This is a genomic window from Fructilactobacillus sp. X8R1C1 (assembly GCF_059900945.1).
In genome coordinates this window covers 142975-160843 of sequence record NZ_JBWXVH010000006.1, presented here as the reverse complement: position 1 = coordinate 160843, position 17869 = coordinate 142975, and the positions used below count along the sequence as shown (strand labels likewise).

12 protein-coding genes and 1 riboswitch are annotated in these 17869 nt (G+C 40.8%); of the genes, 9 read left to right on the top strand and 3 right to left on the bottom strand.

Going from position 1 to position 17869, the window contains the following annotated elements:
- The first annotated feature begins 66 nt into the window (after window positions 1-66).
- Window positions 67-4794 (top strand): LPXTG cell wall anchor domain-containing protein, encoded by a 4728-nt coding sequence (locus AC6UD1_RS06955; RefSeq protein ID WP_500707690.1) that lies wholly within the window; start codon window positions 67-69, stop codon window positions 4792-4794.
- Window positions 4795-4944: 150 nt separating this feature from the next.
- Here the strand turns inward: AC6UD1_RS06955 and AC6UD1_RS06950 are convergent, their stop codons facing one another.
- Both AC6UD1_RS06950 and AC6UD1_RS06945 read right to left on the bottom strand, forming a co-directional pair.
- Entirely contained in the window at window positions 4945-5490 is a 546-nt protein-coding gene (locus tag AC6UD1_RS06950; RefSeq protein ID WP_500696001.1) for a folate family ECF transporter S component, read from the bottom strand.
- Between the two features lie 47 nt (window positions 5491-5537).
- A riboswitch (THF riboswitch) is annotated at window positions 5538-5635 on the bottom strand.
- 553 nt (window positions 5636-6188) lie between these two features.
- Entirely contained in the window at window positions 6189-6785 is a 597-nt protein-coding gene (locus tag AC6UD1_RS06945) for a hypothetical protein (protein WP_500694593.1), read from the bottom strand.
- Between the two features lie 276 nt (window positions 6786-7061).
- On the opposite strand from AC6UD1_RS06945, the gene AC6UD1_RS06940 reads away from it, so the two are divergent.
- From AC6UD1_RS06940 to AC6UD1_RS06915, 6 genes are all read left to right on the top strand, one after another.
- Window positions 7062-7985, top strand: coding sequence for a prenyltransferase (locus tag AC6UD1_RS06940; protein WP_500707689.1), 924 nt, complete (start codon window positions 7062-7064; stop codon window positions 7983-7985).
- A 189-nt stretch (window positions 7986-8174) separates the two neighbouring features.
- Complete coding sequence (locus AC6UD1_RS06935) at window positions 8175-8690, top strand: sigma-70 family RNA polymerase sigma factor (RefSeq protein WP_500707688.1); 516 nt, start codon at window positions 8175-8177, stop codon at window positions 8688-8690.
- A 68-nt stretch (window positions 8691-8758) separates the two neighbouring features.
- Entirely contained in the window at window positions 8759-8962 is a 204-nt protein-coding gene (locus tag AC6UD1_RS06930; protein ID WP_500694590.1) for a DUF1659 domain-containing protein, read from the top strand.
- Window positions 8963-8977: 15 nt separating this feature from the next.
- Complete coding sequence (locus AC6UD1_RS06925; RefSeq protein WP_500696311.1) at window positions 8978-9217, top strand: DUF2922 domain-containing protein; 240 nt, start codon at window positions 8978-8980, stop codon at window positions 9215-9217.
- Window positions 9218-9314: 97 nt separating this feature from the next.
- Window positions 9315-10463, top strand: coding sequence for a glycerate kinase (locus AC6UD1_RS06920; protein WP_500707686.1), 1149 nt, complete (start codon window positions 9315-9317; stop codon window positions 10461-10463).
- Between the two features lie 71 nt (window positions 10464-10534).
- A complete protein-coding gene (locus AC6UD1_RS06915) occupies window positions 10535-11164 on the top strand; it encodes a class A sortase (RefSeq protein WP_500707685.1) in 630 nt (209 codons plus the stop codon).
- Between the two features lie 71 nt (window positions 11165-11235).
- Here AC6UD1_RS06915 and AC6UD1_RS06910 read toward each other — a convergent pair whose 3' ends face one another.
- Window positions 11236-11769: a hypothetical protein gene (locus AC6UD1_RS06910; protein ID WP_500694586.1), complete on the bottom strand. Its 534-nt coding sequence runs from the start codon at window positions 11767-11769 to the stop codon at window positions 11236-11238.
- Window positions 11770-12428: 659 nt separating this feature from the next.
- Between AC6UD1_RS06910 and AC6UD1_RS06905 the strand changes: the two genes are divergently transcribed.
- Window positions 12429-13220, top strand: a complete 792-nt coding sequence (locus AC6UD1_RS06905) for a KxYKxGKxW signal peptide domain-containing protein (RefSeq protein WP_500707684.1) — start codon at window positions 12429-12431, stop codon at window positions 13218-13220.
- 336 nt (window positions 13221-13556) lie between these two features.
- Window positions 13557-17582 carry a mucin-binding protein gene (locus AC6UD1_RS06900; RefSeq protein WP_500707683.1) on the top strand — a complete coding sequence of 1342 codons (4026 nt, stop codon included), beginning with the start codon at window positions 13557-13559 and terminating at the stop codon, window positions 17580-17582.
- Window positions 17583-17869 lie beyond the last annotated feature (287 nt).

The following is a 17869-nucleotide window of genomic DNA, read 5'->3' as shown; positions in this document are numbered from 1 at the left end:
TTAAGCGAATCTACTAGCAAGAGTGGCAGTACTTCATTAAGCGGTAGCGAATCAAATAGCACTTCAATGAGCGAAAGTAACTCCACCAAGAGCGATTCATTAAGTACAAGCGACAGCCAGAGCACTTCTACAAGCAAGAGTGGCAGCACTTCATTAAGTGACAGTGAATCAACTAGTACTTCAGTGAGTGAAAGCGACTCAACCAAGAGTGATTCCGTAAGTACTAGCGATAGCTTGAGTAACTCGACAAGCAAGAGTAACTCTGTTTCATTAAGTGGCAGTGAGTCAACTAGCACCTCAATGAGCGAAAGCGATTCAACCAAGAGTGACTCATTAAGCACGAGTGAAAGCTTAAGTAACTCGACAAGTAAGAGTGATTCTGTTTCGTTGAGTGGTAGCGAATCAAATAGCACTTCAATGAGTGAAAGTAATTCAACCAAGAGTGACTCACTGAGTACCAGTGATAGCCTGAGAAACTCCATGAGTACTAGTGCATCACTAAGCACTAGCGACAGTTTGAGCGACTCTACTAGTCAGAGTGGTAGTACTTCGCTGAGTGGCAGTCAGAGTATCTCCACAAGCAACAGCGATAGTGCTTCGTTGAGTACAAGTGATAGTCAAAGCATTTCCACAAGCAATAGTAACAGTGCTTCTGTAAGTACGAGTGACAGTCAGAGTATCTCTACAAGCAATAGTGATAGTGCATCATTGAGTACTAGCGACAGTCAAAGCGTTTCGACAAGCAATAGTAACAGCACTTCATTAAGTGACAGTGGATCAACTAGCACCTCAATTAGTGAAAGTAACTCAACCAAGAGTGAATCAGTAAGTACCAGTGATAGTTTAAGTCAATCTACTAGCGATAAAAATTCAATTAGCGATAGTGATTCCGTAAGTACTAGTGATAGCTTGAGTGACTCAACTAGTAAGAGTAACAGCACTTCATTAAGTGGCAGTGAGTCAACTAGCACCTCAATTAGTGAAAGCAACTCGACTAAGAGCGATTCACTAAGTACTAGTGATAGTTCCTCAGTAAGTGGTAGTACTTCTACCAGTGATAGCCTGAGAAACTCTATGAGTGGTAGTGCCTCATTGAGTACCAGTGGCAGTCAAAGCGTTTCAACAAGTAACAGTGATAGTGCTTCATTGAGTACTAGTGACAGCCAAAACATTTCCACTAGCAATAGCGACAGTGCTTCTGTAAGTACTAGTGACAGCCAAAGCGTTTCAACAAGTAACAGTGATAGTGCTTCTGTAAGTACTAGTGACAGCCAAAGCATCTCCACTAGCAATAGTGGCAGTGCATCATTGAGTACTAGTGATAGCCAGAGTATCTCTACTAGCAATAGTAATAGCGCATCTGTAAGTACAAGTGACAGTCAGAGCGTTTCAACTAGCAACAGTGGTAGTGCATCATTGAGTACAAGCGACAGTCAAAGTACTTCTACTAGCAATAGTTCCTCAGTAAGTGGTAGTGAATCAACCAGTGATAGCCTGAGAAACTCGATGAGTACAAGCGCTTCGTTGAGTGGTAGTGAATCCACTAGTACTTCGATGAGTAACAGTACTGCAAATAGTATTAGCGATAGTGCCTCTGTAAGTACTAGCAATAGTCAAAGTGTTTCAACTAGTGACAGCAACAGCACATCATTGAGTACCAGTGATAGCCAAAGCGTCTCCACTAGCAACAGTGGTAGTGCATCGTTAAGTACTAGTGATAGTCAAAGTATCTCTACTAGCAATAGTGGCAGTGCCTCATTGAGTACAAGCGACAGTCAAAGCATCTCCACTAGCAACAGTGATAGTGCATCGTTGAGTACAAGTGACAGTCAAAGCATCTCTACTAGCAACAGTGGTAGTGCATCATTAAGTACTAGTGGAAGTCAAAATATCTCTACTAGCAACAGCGCCAGCGCATCATTGAGTACTAGCAATAGTCAAAGTATCTCCACTAGCAATAGTCAAAGCGTTTCAACTAGTGATAGCGATAGCGCATCATTAAGTACCAGTGACAGTCAAAGCATTTCCACTAGCGACAGCAACAGCGCATCATTGAGTACCAGTGATAGCCAAAGCGTCTCCGCAAGCGACAGCAACAGCGCATCATTGAGTACCAGTGATAGTCAGAGTATTTCAATTAGCGATAGCGCCAGCACATCATTGAGTACAAGTGACAGTCAAAGTATCTCCACGAGCAACAGTGATAGTGCTTCTGTAAGTACTAGTGATAGTCAGAGTATTTCCACGAGCGATAGCGATAGCGCATCTGTAAGTACTAGTGACAGTCAGAGTATTTCCACGAGCGATAGCGCCAGCACATCATTGAGTACCAGCAATAGTCAAAGTATCTCCACAAGCAATAGTGGGAGTGCCTCATTAAGTACTAGCAATAGTCAAAGCGTCTCAACTAGTGATAGCGCCAGCGCATCGTTGAGTACTAGTGATAGCCAAAGTATTTCAACTAGCAACAGTACCAGTGCTTCGTTGAGCACTAGTGATAGCTTAAGTACTTCTACAAGTGATAGTATCAGTGCTTCATTGAGTACGAGTGACAGTCAAAGCGTTTCAACTAGCGACAGCAACAGCGCATCATTAAGTACCAGTGAAAGCCAAAGTATCTCAACTAGCAATAGCAATAGCGCATCATTGAGTACCAGTGATAGTCAGAGTATTTCCACAAGTAACAGTACTAGCTCTTTATTGAGTACGAGTGACAGTCAGAGTATCTCCACTAGCAATAGTGGTAGTGCTTCATTGAGTACTAGCGACAGCCAGAGCATCTCAACAAGTAACAGTGGTAGTTCATCATTAAGTACAAGCGACAGTCAAAGTATTTCAACAAGCAACAGTACCAGTGCATCATTGAGTACTAGTGGTAGTCAGAGCGTTTCAACAAGTAACAGTGATAGCGCATCATTGAGTACTAGTGATAGTCAGAGTACTTCAACAAGCAATAGTGATAGTGCTTCTGTAAGTACGAGTGACAGTCAAAGCGTTTCTACCAGTAACAGTACTAGCGCTTCATTGAGTACGAGTGACAGTCAGAGTATTTCCACAAGCAATAGTGATAGTGCATCATTGAGTACTAGTGATAGTCAAAGCATTTCAACTAGCAACAGTGATAGTGCTTCTGTAAGTACTAGCGACAGTGAATCAATTAGTACCAGTAACAGTTCCTCAGTAAGTGGTAGTGAATCTACCAGTGATAGCCTGAGAAACTCGATGAGTACAAGCGCTTCGTTGAGTATGAGTGATAGCTTAAGTAACTCTATTAGCAAGAGTAACTCTACTTCATTGAGTGACAGTGAATCTACTAGCACGTCAATGAGCAACAGTACTTCAAATAGTATTAGCGACAGCGCTTCAGTAAGTACTAGTGATAGTCAGAGTACTTCAACAAGCAATAGTGATAGTGCTTCGACAAGTACGAGCGATAGTCAAAGTATCTCTACAAGCAATAGTGATAGTGCTTCGACAAGTACGAGCGATAGTCAAAGCATTTCTACAAGCAATAGTGATAGTGCTTCGACAAGTACGAGTGACAGTCAAAGTATTTCAACAAGCAATAGTGATAGTGCTTCTGTAAGTACAAGTGACAGTCAGAGTATTTCCACTAGCAATAGTACTAGTGCCTCATTGAGTACAAGCGACAGTCAAAGTACTTCTACTAGTGATAGTTCCTCAGTAAGTGGCAGTGAATCTACCAGTGATAGCCTGAGAAACTCCATGAGTACAAGTGGATCAACTAGCGACAGCCTATCTACTAGTGCCAGTGGCTCAACAAGTACTTCAATGAGCACAAATCATTCCGAAAGTACCAGCGCCAGTGCTTCAATGAGCGGTAGTCAATCGACGAGCGATAGCCTATCAACTAGTGCCAGCGGCTCAACTAGTACTTCAATGAGCACAAATCATTCTGAAAGTACCAGCGCCAGTGCCTCAATGAGCGGTAGTCAATCGACGAGCGATAGCCTATCAACCAGTGCAAGTGGTTCAACTAGTACCTCAATGAGCGACAACCATTCTGAAAGTACCAGCGCCAGCGCATCAATGAGCGGCAGTCAATCCACCAGTGATAGCTTATCAACCAGTGCAAGTGGTTCAACTAGTACCTCAATGAGCGACAACCATTCTACAAGTACGAGTGCTAGTTCTTCGGTAAGTGGCAGTGCTTCCACAAGTGGTAGCTTAAGCAATTCCACAAGTGTAAGTGGCTCAACCAGTACTAGTGATAGTATTTCTACTAGTGCAAGTGACTCACTAAGTACCAGCACGAGTGGTTCAATCAGTACTTCAATGAATGACAATCATTCCGCAAGTACGAGTGCCAGTGCTTCATTGAGTAGCAGTCAATCCACCAGCGATAGCTTATCGACAAGCGCTAGTGGCTCGATGAGCACTTCAATGAGTACAAATCATTCGGCAAGCACGAGTGCCAGTGAATCAACTAGCACTTCGATGAGTGATGTCAACTCGGCAAGTACCAGTGCAAGTTCCTCATTAAGTGGTTCTCAATCGACGAGCGATAGTCTGTCTATAAACACTAACGGTTCAACCAGCACTTCGATGAGTGACAACCATTCAACGAATACCTCAGAAGACAACGGTAATGCTACTAATAATCACGGTAACAAGGGTGAAAATACTGCGAAGAAGAATAATAAAGCAGACAAATTACCTCAAACCGGACAAAGTAACAATGACCTAGTAACTGCTGCAGGTGTCATTGAACTCGCAATGGTTGGACTTTGGGGAATTCTTAACGGACTTAAGAGACGCAAGAAGAACCAATAAGCAATTTAACTAGATGTTAAAACCATAAAAAGGGTTTTAGTATCTGTTAACATTAAGCGATCAAATTCGAAATGAATTTGGTCGCTTTTTGTGTATGTCGTAAGACTAAAAAGGGTCCTTGAAGTTTTTAACTTCAAGGACCCTTTTTAATTATTTACTTTTGAAAACGTTTGGTTTCATATGCTGAATGACTCTGTTATTCATTAACACGTACAGGATTACGATTTGAATCGGGGTTGCGATGATGTTTTTGACAATCCGGATTGGCAGGTAATAGAAAAACGACGTGTTGGACATGATTGAGATCCAGAGGGTGTTGAAAAAGACGTTAATCACTAACGTGACAATTACCATCGTGATCGTCAAGCGCACCCAACCAATTTTTTGGTGGTGATAAAAAGCAAAACTATATATCAGGGCGGCTAACACGGCGGTAAAAGTGTAACCAATGAAAAAGCCGTACCCATTAATAAATGATTGCAGAATATCTAAAATCACTGCCGAGATGGAGGCCCAGAACGGGCCAAACCACCATGCGATAAATACAGCGGCAATAAAGCCAAATCCAATCTCCAGATAACTAGTCTGAAACTGAATCTTACCTAAAACAATCTTGATGGCCATCAAGACCGCTAGATAGGTTAATCCCTTGGTGCTTAGGGGGAGCATCCCCCAATGTTCTAATTCTTTCTTCATACTGACATCTCCTTAGTGGAGCTGCCACCAAAATTGGCATAAATTAAAGTGGCGAATGCGGACCAAGCACCGCAAACTGTTAGTTTTTCGTTCAGCGTTCACATTCCGTTCCGCCGACACTTAACGCGCAAGGTCCTACTCCTAAATTTTTAGAACATTCTAAGTATACTCCTTTTAAGATAATTGTTTTGTTAAATATGGTCAGTCTGGGAATCGAACCCAGATTAACGAAGCCATCGCTGACCTACCATGACTAAGGTAAGAGAAAAAATAAGAAAATTGGTTTGATTAATAAGTAAGTATTAATCAAAGGTCCCTTTCTGATTAGTTCTCTTTGGAATTAACTACCTATGTATGATTTCTATTTATAAAAGCCCCGCCAGAGGAATGTACAAATCATATATATTAAAGATCGTAATTAAACTTTTAAAATTTAAACATAATAAGTAGTTAAGTGCAGAGGGAAGAATCGAACTCCCGTTGTTAAAAGTTACCAGACTCCGCAATAATTTACTCATCTAAGATACTAACAGGAACCAATTATTAATTGAGATCATATGTAAAAATAATACATTATTTTAAAAGAAAATTAAACGTATTTTTAGTTCATAATGAGGTACTATGAACCGTAAGAAAAAGACCAGTGCCCGTCTGTGGGCGCTAGTCTCTGGAAATTAAATTGTGATTACAAAATTAAATTATTGAAAACTGATGATTTTAAAATCGTCGTCATCGGCAAAAATTTCAAAGTTAAAGACCTGACCTAAGTCGTAGTGTTCGACGTGATAGGCAACGTTGTCGTCAATGGCGTTTTCAAGTTTGGAAAGATTAAGCGCGGAGATAAAACTGAGCGCATACTCTACTAACATGATTGGGTTGTCGATTAGGTCGTGGAACTGGCTCTCGTCGTCTGAGACCGTGGTGATGTTTCCTGAAAACTCGTCACCGATGGTGTTGACTCCGTTGTAGCACTTCTGTTTGAAGAATTGGTTGCGGATAAATCCTAGTCGGTTGGCCTCATCACGGTCTTTGACTTGGTCGGTTTGGACCTGAAAGTTATCATCTGTTTTGTTTAGTTGACTGTGATTTGGCACAAAGTCCCAAATTGAGCGTTTGTCTTTGAAGTTTGGGGTGACGTTGTATGGATTTAAGCGGATGATTTCATGATCGTTAAGTTCGCATACTGGAAGCGATGAGTACAGGCTTTCTTTTTGTTGCTTCTTGATATAGGCATCCTGATACATCAAGACGAGATCGATCACGTACTGGGCGTCTCTTAGCTCGTTTAGTTTCATGGTATTCCTCCTTTCTGTGCCCCTCAATATAGCAGGATTAGAGCGTGAAAGTCTAATATGTTGTTTATAAATTAACATGAAGTGGAGCTGAAATGTTTTATGTAAATATGATGATAAAGTGCTATTATAATAGTATTTATTAGAAAAGATGATTTGGCAAAGCAAAAGCTATTTTTATTAAATAGTTAATATTTGTTACTAAATTCACTATGTTACATCTTTTCTTAACCAATTAATTTTTGCGGGATTCTTTAACGAATCCAGCCGGAGGTTAAAATGAATATTCATAAATTAATTGCCCTAACGGAACCGAGTTCACTTGTGTCAACCGTGATTCCCTTTTTATTGGGATTAATGTTTGTCAGCTATGATTACGGGGAAGTCGACGTTTTTAATTCTATTATTTTGTTACTAGCGTGTCTTTTAATCCAGCTGATGGCCAACTCGTTGGATAATCTGGCTGATTATAACTCCGCCCTTAAGACTTCGAAAAAGGCAGCCAGGAAGTTTCGGGAGCAGACCAATTCACTAGGGGTCAACAAGATTTCATTTAAGGCGGCAGTGATTACGACCATGATCTTTGCGTTTCTAACTGCCATCTTGGGCATTTATTTGCTCATTGCGACCACGATGTGGTTACTAGTGATTGGTGTAATTGGCTTTATTATTAGTTATTTGTATGCTAGCGGACCACTGCCAATCTCTCACACGCCCTTTGGTGAAATGGCATGTTCGCTAACGATGGGAGTGGGGATTACTTACACCGTCATCATGGTAAACGTGCCGGTAGTACAATTTAGTTGGCAACTGTTTTTAAATGGCCTTTTGGTGTCCACGCTCGCTCTGTTTCCACTCGCTAGTATCATGCTTGCCAATAACCTCTGTGACGTAAAAGAAGACATCCAGTTAAACCGTCATACCCTAGCGTCTTTCATCGGGAAAAAGTGGTCGTTAGTGGTTTTTACTGGCAATTATGTTGTGACTTACATCATGGTAATTGTAACCGTCTGGTTGCGGCTACTTCCGGTTAGTACGTTACTGGTATTGTTCACGATTCCAGTAATTTATCAGCATGTGCGTAAATTTATCCATGTTCAGGACAAAAAACGGACGTTCATTCTTTCCGTAAAGAGTAGTTTTGCGATTTTACTAGCGCTGATTTTGGCAGCACTGTGCCAGTTATTAATAGCTCTTTTTTAAATTAATCTCTATAAGGTGGAAAATGGATTCCACCTTTAAATTTGATGTCTTGGCGTTAGCCTCGCTAGCATCTTTTTTTTGCGGCAAAATTCCGCCATTTATCGGGATGGTGCTGATTCTTTTTCCACCTTATGCTAGTTCCTGATACAAAGGCCTTTGGATCAAACTACTTTAGGGAGATTCAATTTTATGAATAACGAGCAAACGGCATTTCGATTTTTAATGGAAGATGACCACGAGGTTGTGATTTTTGGCGTACTGAAACGTTTAGGAATCAAACCATTTCACGATCAATATCAGGACCTGGTATCAGAGGGACGCCTGGCATTTGTGAGTGCGTATCAACGCTATCTGGGTGATCCGACCGACGAAAAAAGTCGGTTAAACTTTATCTATCAGGGAGTTTACTGGCACATCTTGGATTTATTAAAGAAGGAAACCAGGCAGGCTTCCAGAATTGACGTTGAAAATAGTACCGACCTGGATGTTATTTCCGATGGCGGCGAAGATGTCGAAACGCGCATCATGTTTGAAGAAGTCTTGAACCGATTGAACGAAAGGGAGCGCCAGCTGGTAATACGACGGTATCGCGGCCAGTCGATGACGGCAATTGCGAAAGAACTTCACGTTTCACGGAAGACCCTCTACCAGTGGCGCAGGCACATTATCAAAAAAGTCAATCTAGGTAACACATTGACTAGTTGATTCGTTTCTAGTAGGTGTAAGGGGTTGGCCAACTGCCTTAACAAAATAAACTGAAGAGGATGGAAAAAATGAAAAGAAATTGGATGAAGACTAGCGCAACATACACACTTGCAGGAGAGGGTCATGCTGACGCCAAACACACCTTTAACAACCTGGTGCAGAACGTTTCAGAGGACCAAATCAAGCAGTTCGGTGTGATTTTAGCGGAATTATCCGGTGACTCATTTAAGAAGGCAACGTTGAGTTCCACTGATACTTTGGATGCTGAATAATTTAGGAGGATGAACATGAGAAATTTAGAATTAGTTTTTAAGTCAGATCAAAACAAGGTCAAGACCATTAAGTTGAGTTACGCTTCAAGTACTCTAGGTGAAGAAGTGGTCAAGAACGCCATGGACCGCATCGCCAAACTCGAGATGTTTCAAAAGGACGGCGTGAACTTGTACAACACACCGGTTTGTGCTCGTTACGTGGAAATTAAGAAATATCCGATCTACCAGGCACCGGTGGTCCCAGCTACCAAGTAAATTATGAGCTCAGAAAAGCGCTTCATTGTATATGAAGTGCTTTTTTTGTGCGTTATAATCGGTTTAATGGATGAACAAGTTCGAAAGGAGGAAGAGCATGAGTTTACGGTTTGTTTTAGCGCCAGATTCATTTAAGGACAGTATGTCAGCCAAACAAGTGGCAGGCGCAATGGCGGCGGGCATCATCAACGTTGATCCGTCGGCCCACATTGATAAAGTTCCAATGGCTGACGGTGGCGAAGGGACCGTTGACACGCTGGTTGATGCCACTCATGGAAGGAAGATTGACGTCACGGTTGATGGTCCGATTCCTGGTCAGAAGGTGGATTCATTCTTTGGAATACTCGGTGACGGCAAGACCGCGGTCATCGAGATGGCGAAGGCCAGTGGACTGGAGTTAATTCCTGAAAACCGTCGTAATCCGATGGTCACAACCACGCTTGGGACTGGTGAGTTGATTAGAGCTGCCTTGGATTTTGGCGCCCAAAAAATCATCATCGGAATCGGTGGCAGTGCGACTGTTGACGGTGGAGCCGGGATGGCAACGGCCCTTGGAGTCAAGTTCATGGACGAAAACGGAAAGGTCATTATTCCAAACGGATCCTCAATCGGTCGCATCTCCGACATTTCGGTGGCGGGACTCGATCATCGGATCGCCGAGACCGAATTCGTGGTTGCTTCGGACGTAACTAACCCACTGGTTGGAAAGAACGGAGCGGCGCCGGTGTTTGGTCCGCAAAAAGGTGCCAATTCCAGTCAGGTCGTGCAACTGGATAATAATTTAAGAAGTTATGCGCACGTGATTAACGATAAATTAGGGATGGACGTTACAAGCGTTCCTGGCAGCGGTGCCGCTGGTGGTGTTGGTGCCGGACTGATGGTCTTTTTAAAGGCCAAGTTGCGTCCCGGCATTGAGATTGTGGAACAGACGGTCGGACTAGAAGAAAAGATTAAGCATGCCGACTGCGTTTTCACTGGTGAGGGCAGTATTGACGCTCAGACCAAGTTCGGTAAGGTGCCCTTTGGAGTCGCCAAGTTGGCCAAGAAATATCATAAACCGGTCTTCGTTGAGACGGGTCACATCGGTGAAGGAATTAGTGACCTGTACGATGCTGGAGTGTCGTCGGTGATTGACATCTTAGGCGGAGTGGCGTCAATGGAAGAGGCCCTTAAAAGGGGACCCGAAAACATCGAACGTACCACCGAGAATATTATAAGAATTATCAAAGCCAGTTCGAAACTTTAGATTTTAAATAGAAATAAGGTAGAATAAGCGTATGTAGTAGTGGAGTACGTTTACGAAATGGCGGTAGGAAAATGAAAAAATTTTTTTGGAACCTTCTAATTGTGGCCCTGGTCGTTGTCGGACTTGGTCTGGTCTTTAATTCTCAGATTACTTCATGGTGGGTTGGATACCAAGGCGGACAGAAGGCTAACAGTATCACCAAGCAGGAGGCTAAGCGTGGTAATCAACGTAAGGGCGATTATGATTTTAGTAACGTGAAGGCGGTCGACGAGAACGCCATTATGAAGAGTCAAAAGGCCAAACAGTCGCCCGCAATTGGCCGCATCAAGATTCCAGACTTAAACATTGATTTACCCATCTTTAAGGGGCTAAACGACGATGATCTAACGATTGGAGCCGGAACGATGAAGATGGACGAAAAGATGGGGGAGAAAAACTACGTCCTGGCGGGTCATCACATGAAGGACCCAAACGTGTTGTTTTCGCCGCTATCAAAAGCAAAGGTCGGACAGAAAATCTACCTTTCCAATCCTAGTAAGAAGTATACCTACAAGGTTACCAGTAAAAAGATTGTCTCTGAAGATGACATCTCGGTGATTAATGATAATGGCAACCAAAAAGAAATCACGCTAGTCACGTGTGCTTCTGGGAATCCGGGTGAAACCAAACGGTTGATTGTGTCCGGTAAATTAATTAAATAGTTCAAAATAAAATACCGTGTCGTTATTAATCTAATAACGACACGGTATTTTTGTGTCGTGAGTTGATAATATCAGTTGTCTTGAAAGTACTCGCGAAGTTTCTTTTCAAAAGATTGGGGTGCCTCTGGGACTGGACTGGTAATCCACATCTCCAAAATAAAGAAAAAGGCCTGAGCCTGCAGATTCATAATCATATTTTTGGGAATCTTTTGCTTAACGTGAAAGTTGGGTGAGTTGTTCATAATGTTACTTTTATACTTTTTCAGTAAAAAAGCCATGAAAATCCCCTTGAGGCTTGGTTTGAGTAGGACACGAATCTGATCGCGATACTTATACACAAGCTCCGGTAGGCAATTAATCAAATTATTGACGTAGGTGTCGTCTGGATCGCTTTCCTTATTAAACTCTTCATCAATTTGATTGCATAATGTGGTTTGAATGTAAGTGATTAAATCATCAATGCTTTCGAAATTATTATAAAAGGACTTTCTTGATACGCCAGCCGAGTCTGTTAGTGATTTCACGTTGATATCAAAGATGCTTTTGTGACTAGCTTGAATTAGAAATTCGTTTGCGATTAAGTCCTTGGTTACATTGGTTGCCATATTTTTCTCCAGAATTTTGATATAAATCATTCTAAGAGAGTTACTCACTAGCGAGAGTTGTTCTAACTCTTTTGGATAATTAAGGCTTTTTACACATTAAGCGACCATTGAATGTGAATTATATTATAGTGATTACAATATGATGTCCTTTATAGTTCTCCTGCATGAGTACCAATGTAAGCCTTGTAGATCAGTTTTTTTACGCATCACAAGAAACCATTTCGATCTTTTTAAATGATTCCTGATAATAAATTAATTTTGGAGTGTTTTCACATGCCTATTCTGACAGCGTTTAGCTGGTTATCTGATCTACTAGTTACGTTGGTGCTAGTTGTGGTTTGGATGACACAAAAATACCTATGTACTTTTTAACTTACTTCATAGAATGAAAGCGAGTTACATTACAGTTTCTAAATATATAGTATTAATGTTACAAAAATATTACATTTTTTGGTGATTATTTACACATAATGAGTAGTATGTGGGACCAAATCCGGGATATTCGACCAAATAAAAGCCTATCGTGACGTTGTTTTACACACATTGTGTAAAATACAATTGTGTTCAATTCAATTTCAGTTTGTGCAATAATTACTTCAGGCTTAGTTAGCTGGTAAGTATAGATTAATTTGAAATTAGAAGGGCAGGTTTTTATTTATATGTTTAATCGTGATAGCAAAACACATTATAAGATGTATAAAGCTGGTAAACGATGGCTGTTCAGTGCCATTACAGTCACGATGTTTTCAGCCGGGATTTCAGGCGGAATCCTTATGTCTAACCAACATAATGTGAAAGCGGATGTTACTAACAACACTCAGATGAATTCACAAAATAGTGATTCGTCTGATAAACAAGTTGTAGCACCGCAAAATCAGACTACCAATGATACGGCAGCTGATCAGAACGTCACCAAGAGCGATGACACGGCAAACGCACAAGCTGCCAGTGCTCAGGACACTACCAAAAATGATGACGCTTCAGCTAAGCAGTCCGACTCATCACAAAATCAGACAACTGATCAAAGTGCGACTAAGAGTGATGATGCGGCTAGTCAAAAAGCCGATTCAACCAATTCTGATCAAAACATAGCAAAAAACAATGACACCACATCAGATAAGCAGGCTGACGCTGATGCCACTAAAAATGACAACGATACAAGTCAAAAGGCCGATTCAGCAAAAGACCAAGCAACTAACAAACAGACTGACCAAGACGCCACTAAGAGTGACGATGCTTCAAACCAGAAGAATGATTCCGAACAGAACCAGGCTTCTGACAAGAAAGCTCCAGCAGCTAAGCCAGCTAAAAAGTCTGAAAAGAAGACAACGTTACCACAAACTGGTCAAAGTTCTGATAACTTCTTAAGCATTATCGGAACCATGCTTCTGTCACTTCTCAGTTTCTTTGGGTTAGGAAAATGGTTTAAAGACAAAAAAGAAACCAAGTAAGTAAGTTTGTGATTTAAAAAATATGCGAGATTAATAAGTTTAAAGGCTAACATCCATTTTGGGTGTTAGCCTTTTTTTATAGATTTTTAATAATTAAAAAATTCAGCAATTTATTAAGAAATGAATAAATTGCTGAAAACGTGTTGGCACTAGCTTAGTGAGATTTAGATTTAAAAATTCACAACTTGAATTACCTAATTAATTGATAAGTTTGATAAACAGGATGATTGAGTTATCGTATTTTTTGTGTATAATAAGTTTCCGTAATAATGAATAATAAGTATAGTTTGTGATTTATTATTTTGTAACCGCCAGGGTACTAAGGAGTGTTTATTTATGTTTAGGGATTCAAAGAAACGTTTTAAGATGTATAAGTCTGGGAAACGTTGGATGGTTGCTGCCCTTGTCACCACTTTCACAATTGGTGGAATGACGCTTGGGGCAAGTGCTGACACCACTGCCACTCAGGCCAATGCAGGAGTCGTTCCGTCTGAACAAAAAGCAGATCAGACGAGTGCGACGACACAACCGGGGACCACATCATCTAATCAAAATGATGCAAACCCAAGTAGTTCAGACCAAGCTGTCAGTGCAACAGATGGTCAGATAAAGGATAACCAGAGCCAAACAGCTGATTCGCAAAAGCAGGCGGATCAACCAACTCAACCAGCGACTGATTCACAAACTCAGGCGCAAAATGACCAGTCAAAACAGGATGATAGTAAACAAGAATCACAATCATCCACGAATAATTATAATCAAGCAACTCAGGACCAAAAAACTGAGCAATCATCACAAAATAGTAAAACTGATCAATCAAAGACTGACCAGTCCAGTGATGTAAAGAAGCAGGATGATAATCAATCAAGCGCTACTTCTGATAATCAAAATCAGACTCAGGATTCATCAAACCAAAATGATGCAACAGCTAAATCTGATTCACAAACTGATCAGACAAAAACTGATGACCAGAATAATCAAGGAATTGATACCCAAACCAAACCGGATGATACTAAGCAGGCTAAAAACGATGACGCCAAAAAGTCTAATCAGCCTAATCCTGATGTTGTAAGAAGTAATCAACAAATGAACGCTGATACTACTAGTGACAGTAGTACTTTACCAAATGGTATCGATATTACTAGTAATCCAGTTCCTGCCAACACTAACTTTAATCAATTTGGAACCATGTCAGTGAGAAATGACATTTCGGTGACTGACGCGGATGCTACGATCAATGCTGGTGACAGAATTGTCTTTAACATCGCCAATAGTACTGATCCTGGTAGTGATGACTTAATGAAGCAAGTTATCAATTGGAATAATATTTCAATGACCGGTGGTTCAGAATATGGCCACTTAGACATTGATGCCGCAAATGGTCGAGCTTACTATATCTTTGATAAGACCATTGAATTCACAACCGGTTCATTCTCATTTACTTTAAACATTCCGTTTCAAGCAAATACAAAAGTTAGTCTAGCTGGAGTTTATTTCACTTCAGAGTTTCAACATGGTAATTCAACTTATCTATTAAATACTTTTTATTATGGGTACACACCTGATAGCAACCAACCATCACCTGACCGAGTTCAAGCTCCTAACTTAGGATCTGGATTGGGAGGAGATGGTTACGCAGGTGTTGGTCCAAATTATGAGGGACCAAACGCCAACAACCCAATCTCAGGTACTTATTGGGATTCTGTATATGATCCAGCCAAGGGTGACAAACCTAGTTTCGCTAATGTGCTTTATCCTAATGCTAATCCAGACCAGGCCTTAAATAATTTAACTGGTAGAACCTGGACCGTTGAGATTCAAGGAAATGGTGCTTCATTTGATATGAGTGGACTGCGTTTTGGAATTCCAGAAGCTGGAACTCCATATACACCTAAGTGGGCTGGTCAATATGCTGGTCAGTGGATTACATTAGACCAGTTGAGACAGGTTTTGCCAGGTGTACAAGTTCGGATGGAACAGATCAATGCGAATGACGCTAAGTTATACATTACTTTCCCAGATGGAGTAACCATTCAATACTTACAGTTTACTGGTAATGTCATTGCTCCTGATCTTGGTGGAAAATATTCAGTTAATTTTGGATATTACGACGATCAAGGAACCTCATTAGATCCGCAAGGTAATCCAATAAATAAGAGTATTACCAAGTATTTCACTTACCAAAACAATGACCAACAGGGATTCTTCCCATCCATCACGGCCAGTGATAAGTCATTAAATGCTGACACCTTCAACATTGACAACTTAGACAGCTACTTGTTAGATGGTGTAAGTTCAAATGATGTTCAAGACGGGACCAGTGATAAAGTTGAAATCTCCGATGATGCCGCTTTAAGAGAAGCCATTGCTAACAAGCAAGCTGGCGTTTATAACGTGACCTATAAGACAACCAATTCGAAGGGATTGACGAGTTATAAGACGGTGAGTGTCACAGTCGTTCTTAGTCAAGTAGTTACAGACTCAACCACTGGAACGTTTACCATTCATTACGTTGATCAAAATGGTAATACCCTCCAACCAGATAAGGTCATCACCGCGCACTTCACCCGGACTGGTCAAAGAGATCCATTGACAAATAAGGTTATTAGCTGGGATAAGTGGACAAGTACCGATAACACTTATGACATTCCATCACCAAGTGTTCCTAACAGAACTCCTAGTCAGGATTCAGTCAGTGGAATCATCAATCCTGACGAAAATGGTTCAACAAAAGTGATTTACACTGATAATACTGAAGATTTAAAGGATGAAGCCAATGGGCAAGTAACCATTAACTATGTTGATCAAAATGGCAATCAGGTTGCCCCATCGAAGACAGTTGTTGCCCACTTTACTCGGACTGGAACTAAGGATTTGGTAACTGGTAAAGTTACTTGGAACGATTGGATAAGTACTGACAACACTTACGACGTGACATCGCCAAATGTTCCTAACAGAACTCCTAGTCAGAAATCAGTCAGCGGAACGATTAACCCAAATGATAACAGTGAAATAAATATTACTTATGCTGACGACACTACGGAAGTAAGTGAGCAAGCTACTGGTCAAACAACCATCAATTACATTGACAAAACTGGTGGCAACCAAGTGGCACCATCAAAGGTTATTACTGGTCATTTCACCCGGACTGGGACTAAGAATTTAGTAACGAATGATGTTACTTGGAATGATTGGACGAGTGATGATGCTCATTACAATGTTGATTCACCTAAGGTTTACAACATGGTACCCGATAAATATCAAGTTATTGGAAACGTTGTTCGTGGGGAAAATAATACAATTAATGTTTACTACACCCATGACACGGCTTCAGTAACTGGTAATGCAATTGGTCAAAGAACCATTCACTATGTTGATCAAAATGGTAACCAAGTGGCACCTTCAAAGACTATTTCCGTTAACTTCACTCGAAATGGGACGAAGGACTTTGCAACGGGTGAACTTACCTGGGGACCATGGATGAGCGATGGCAGTGATACTTACAACGTTGCCTCACCAGAAATTGCTAACATGACTCCTGATAAGGACTCAGTTAGCGGAACTATTACTCCAAATGAGTATGATTCAGTAAATGTTGTTTACACGCATAACACTGAAGCAGTATCAGATCATACAACTGGTCAGGTTACCATTCACTATGTTGATAAGGATGGTAACCAAGTAGCACCATCAAAGACGATTACGGCTCACTTCACTCGAACTGGAACCAAAGATTTGGCAACGGGTGAAGTCACATGGAACGATTGGACGAGTGATGACAATACTTATAGTGTTAAATCACCAAGTGTTGCTGACATGACTCCCGATCAAGCGGTCGTCAATGGAACCATCGGTCCAGATGAGATGGGAACAGAAAAAGTTATCTATTCTCAAGAACAGACAGGTGAAACTAACCCAACACCAAATCATCCGGAGGACCACAATGGTGGAAACCCAACGGAACCAGAGAATCCAACTAATGGAAACAATGGTGAAAGTGGGAACAACGTTGAACCAAACACACCAAACAACAATGGTGGAAATGGTATAATGACACCAAATGATCACAATGGCAATGCGGTTCCTGAAAGTAATGGAAGTTCAAGTAAGAATAACTCGAATTCTTCAGAAACAACCACACCGAAATCTTCTACTTCAGAAAATAATCCCCATGTTAAGTCACAAAAACATGAGACTAATGAAGCTAAGGAAAATGCAACCAACACTAATAAGAAGGGTGAGTTGCCACAAACTGGTCAAGAAGATAACAGTTTCCTAAGTGTCATTGGAATTATGTTACTTTCAATTCTTGGTATCTTTGGATTAGGGAAATGGTTTAAAGATAAAAAAGAAACCAAATAAGCTTTAAATTGAATGGTCGACATCTATGAAATGGATGTTGACCATTTTTTTGTGGCTAATTTATGGAAAGCTATTTAACAAAAGCCGGGTTTAATCAAACTTTTAAAATTAATTTGGTGCGGGAATAAAAAAATTTTTGCAAATATTTTTGTGAATTTTACTCCCACAAAATCGGTCAAAAAAAGAATTGACAGTAGATAAATTGTGAACGATTGGATAAGACTCGTGTTATTTTAATCAATTAATGAAATAAGAAACGTTTTTTGGCAAGATTAGCTATAATTACT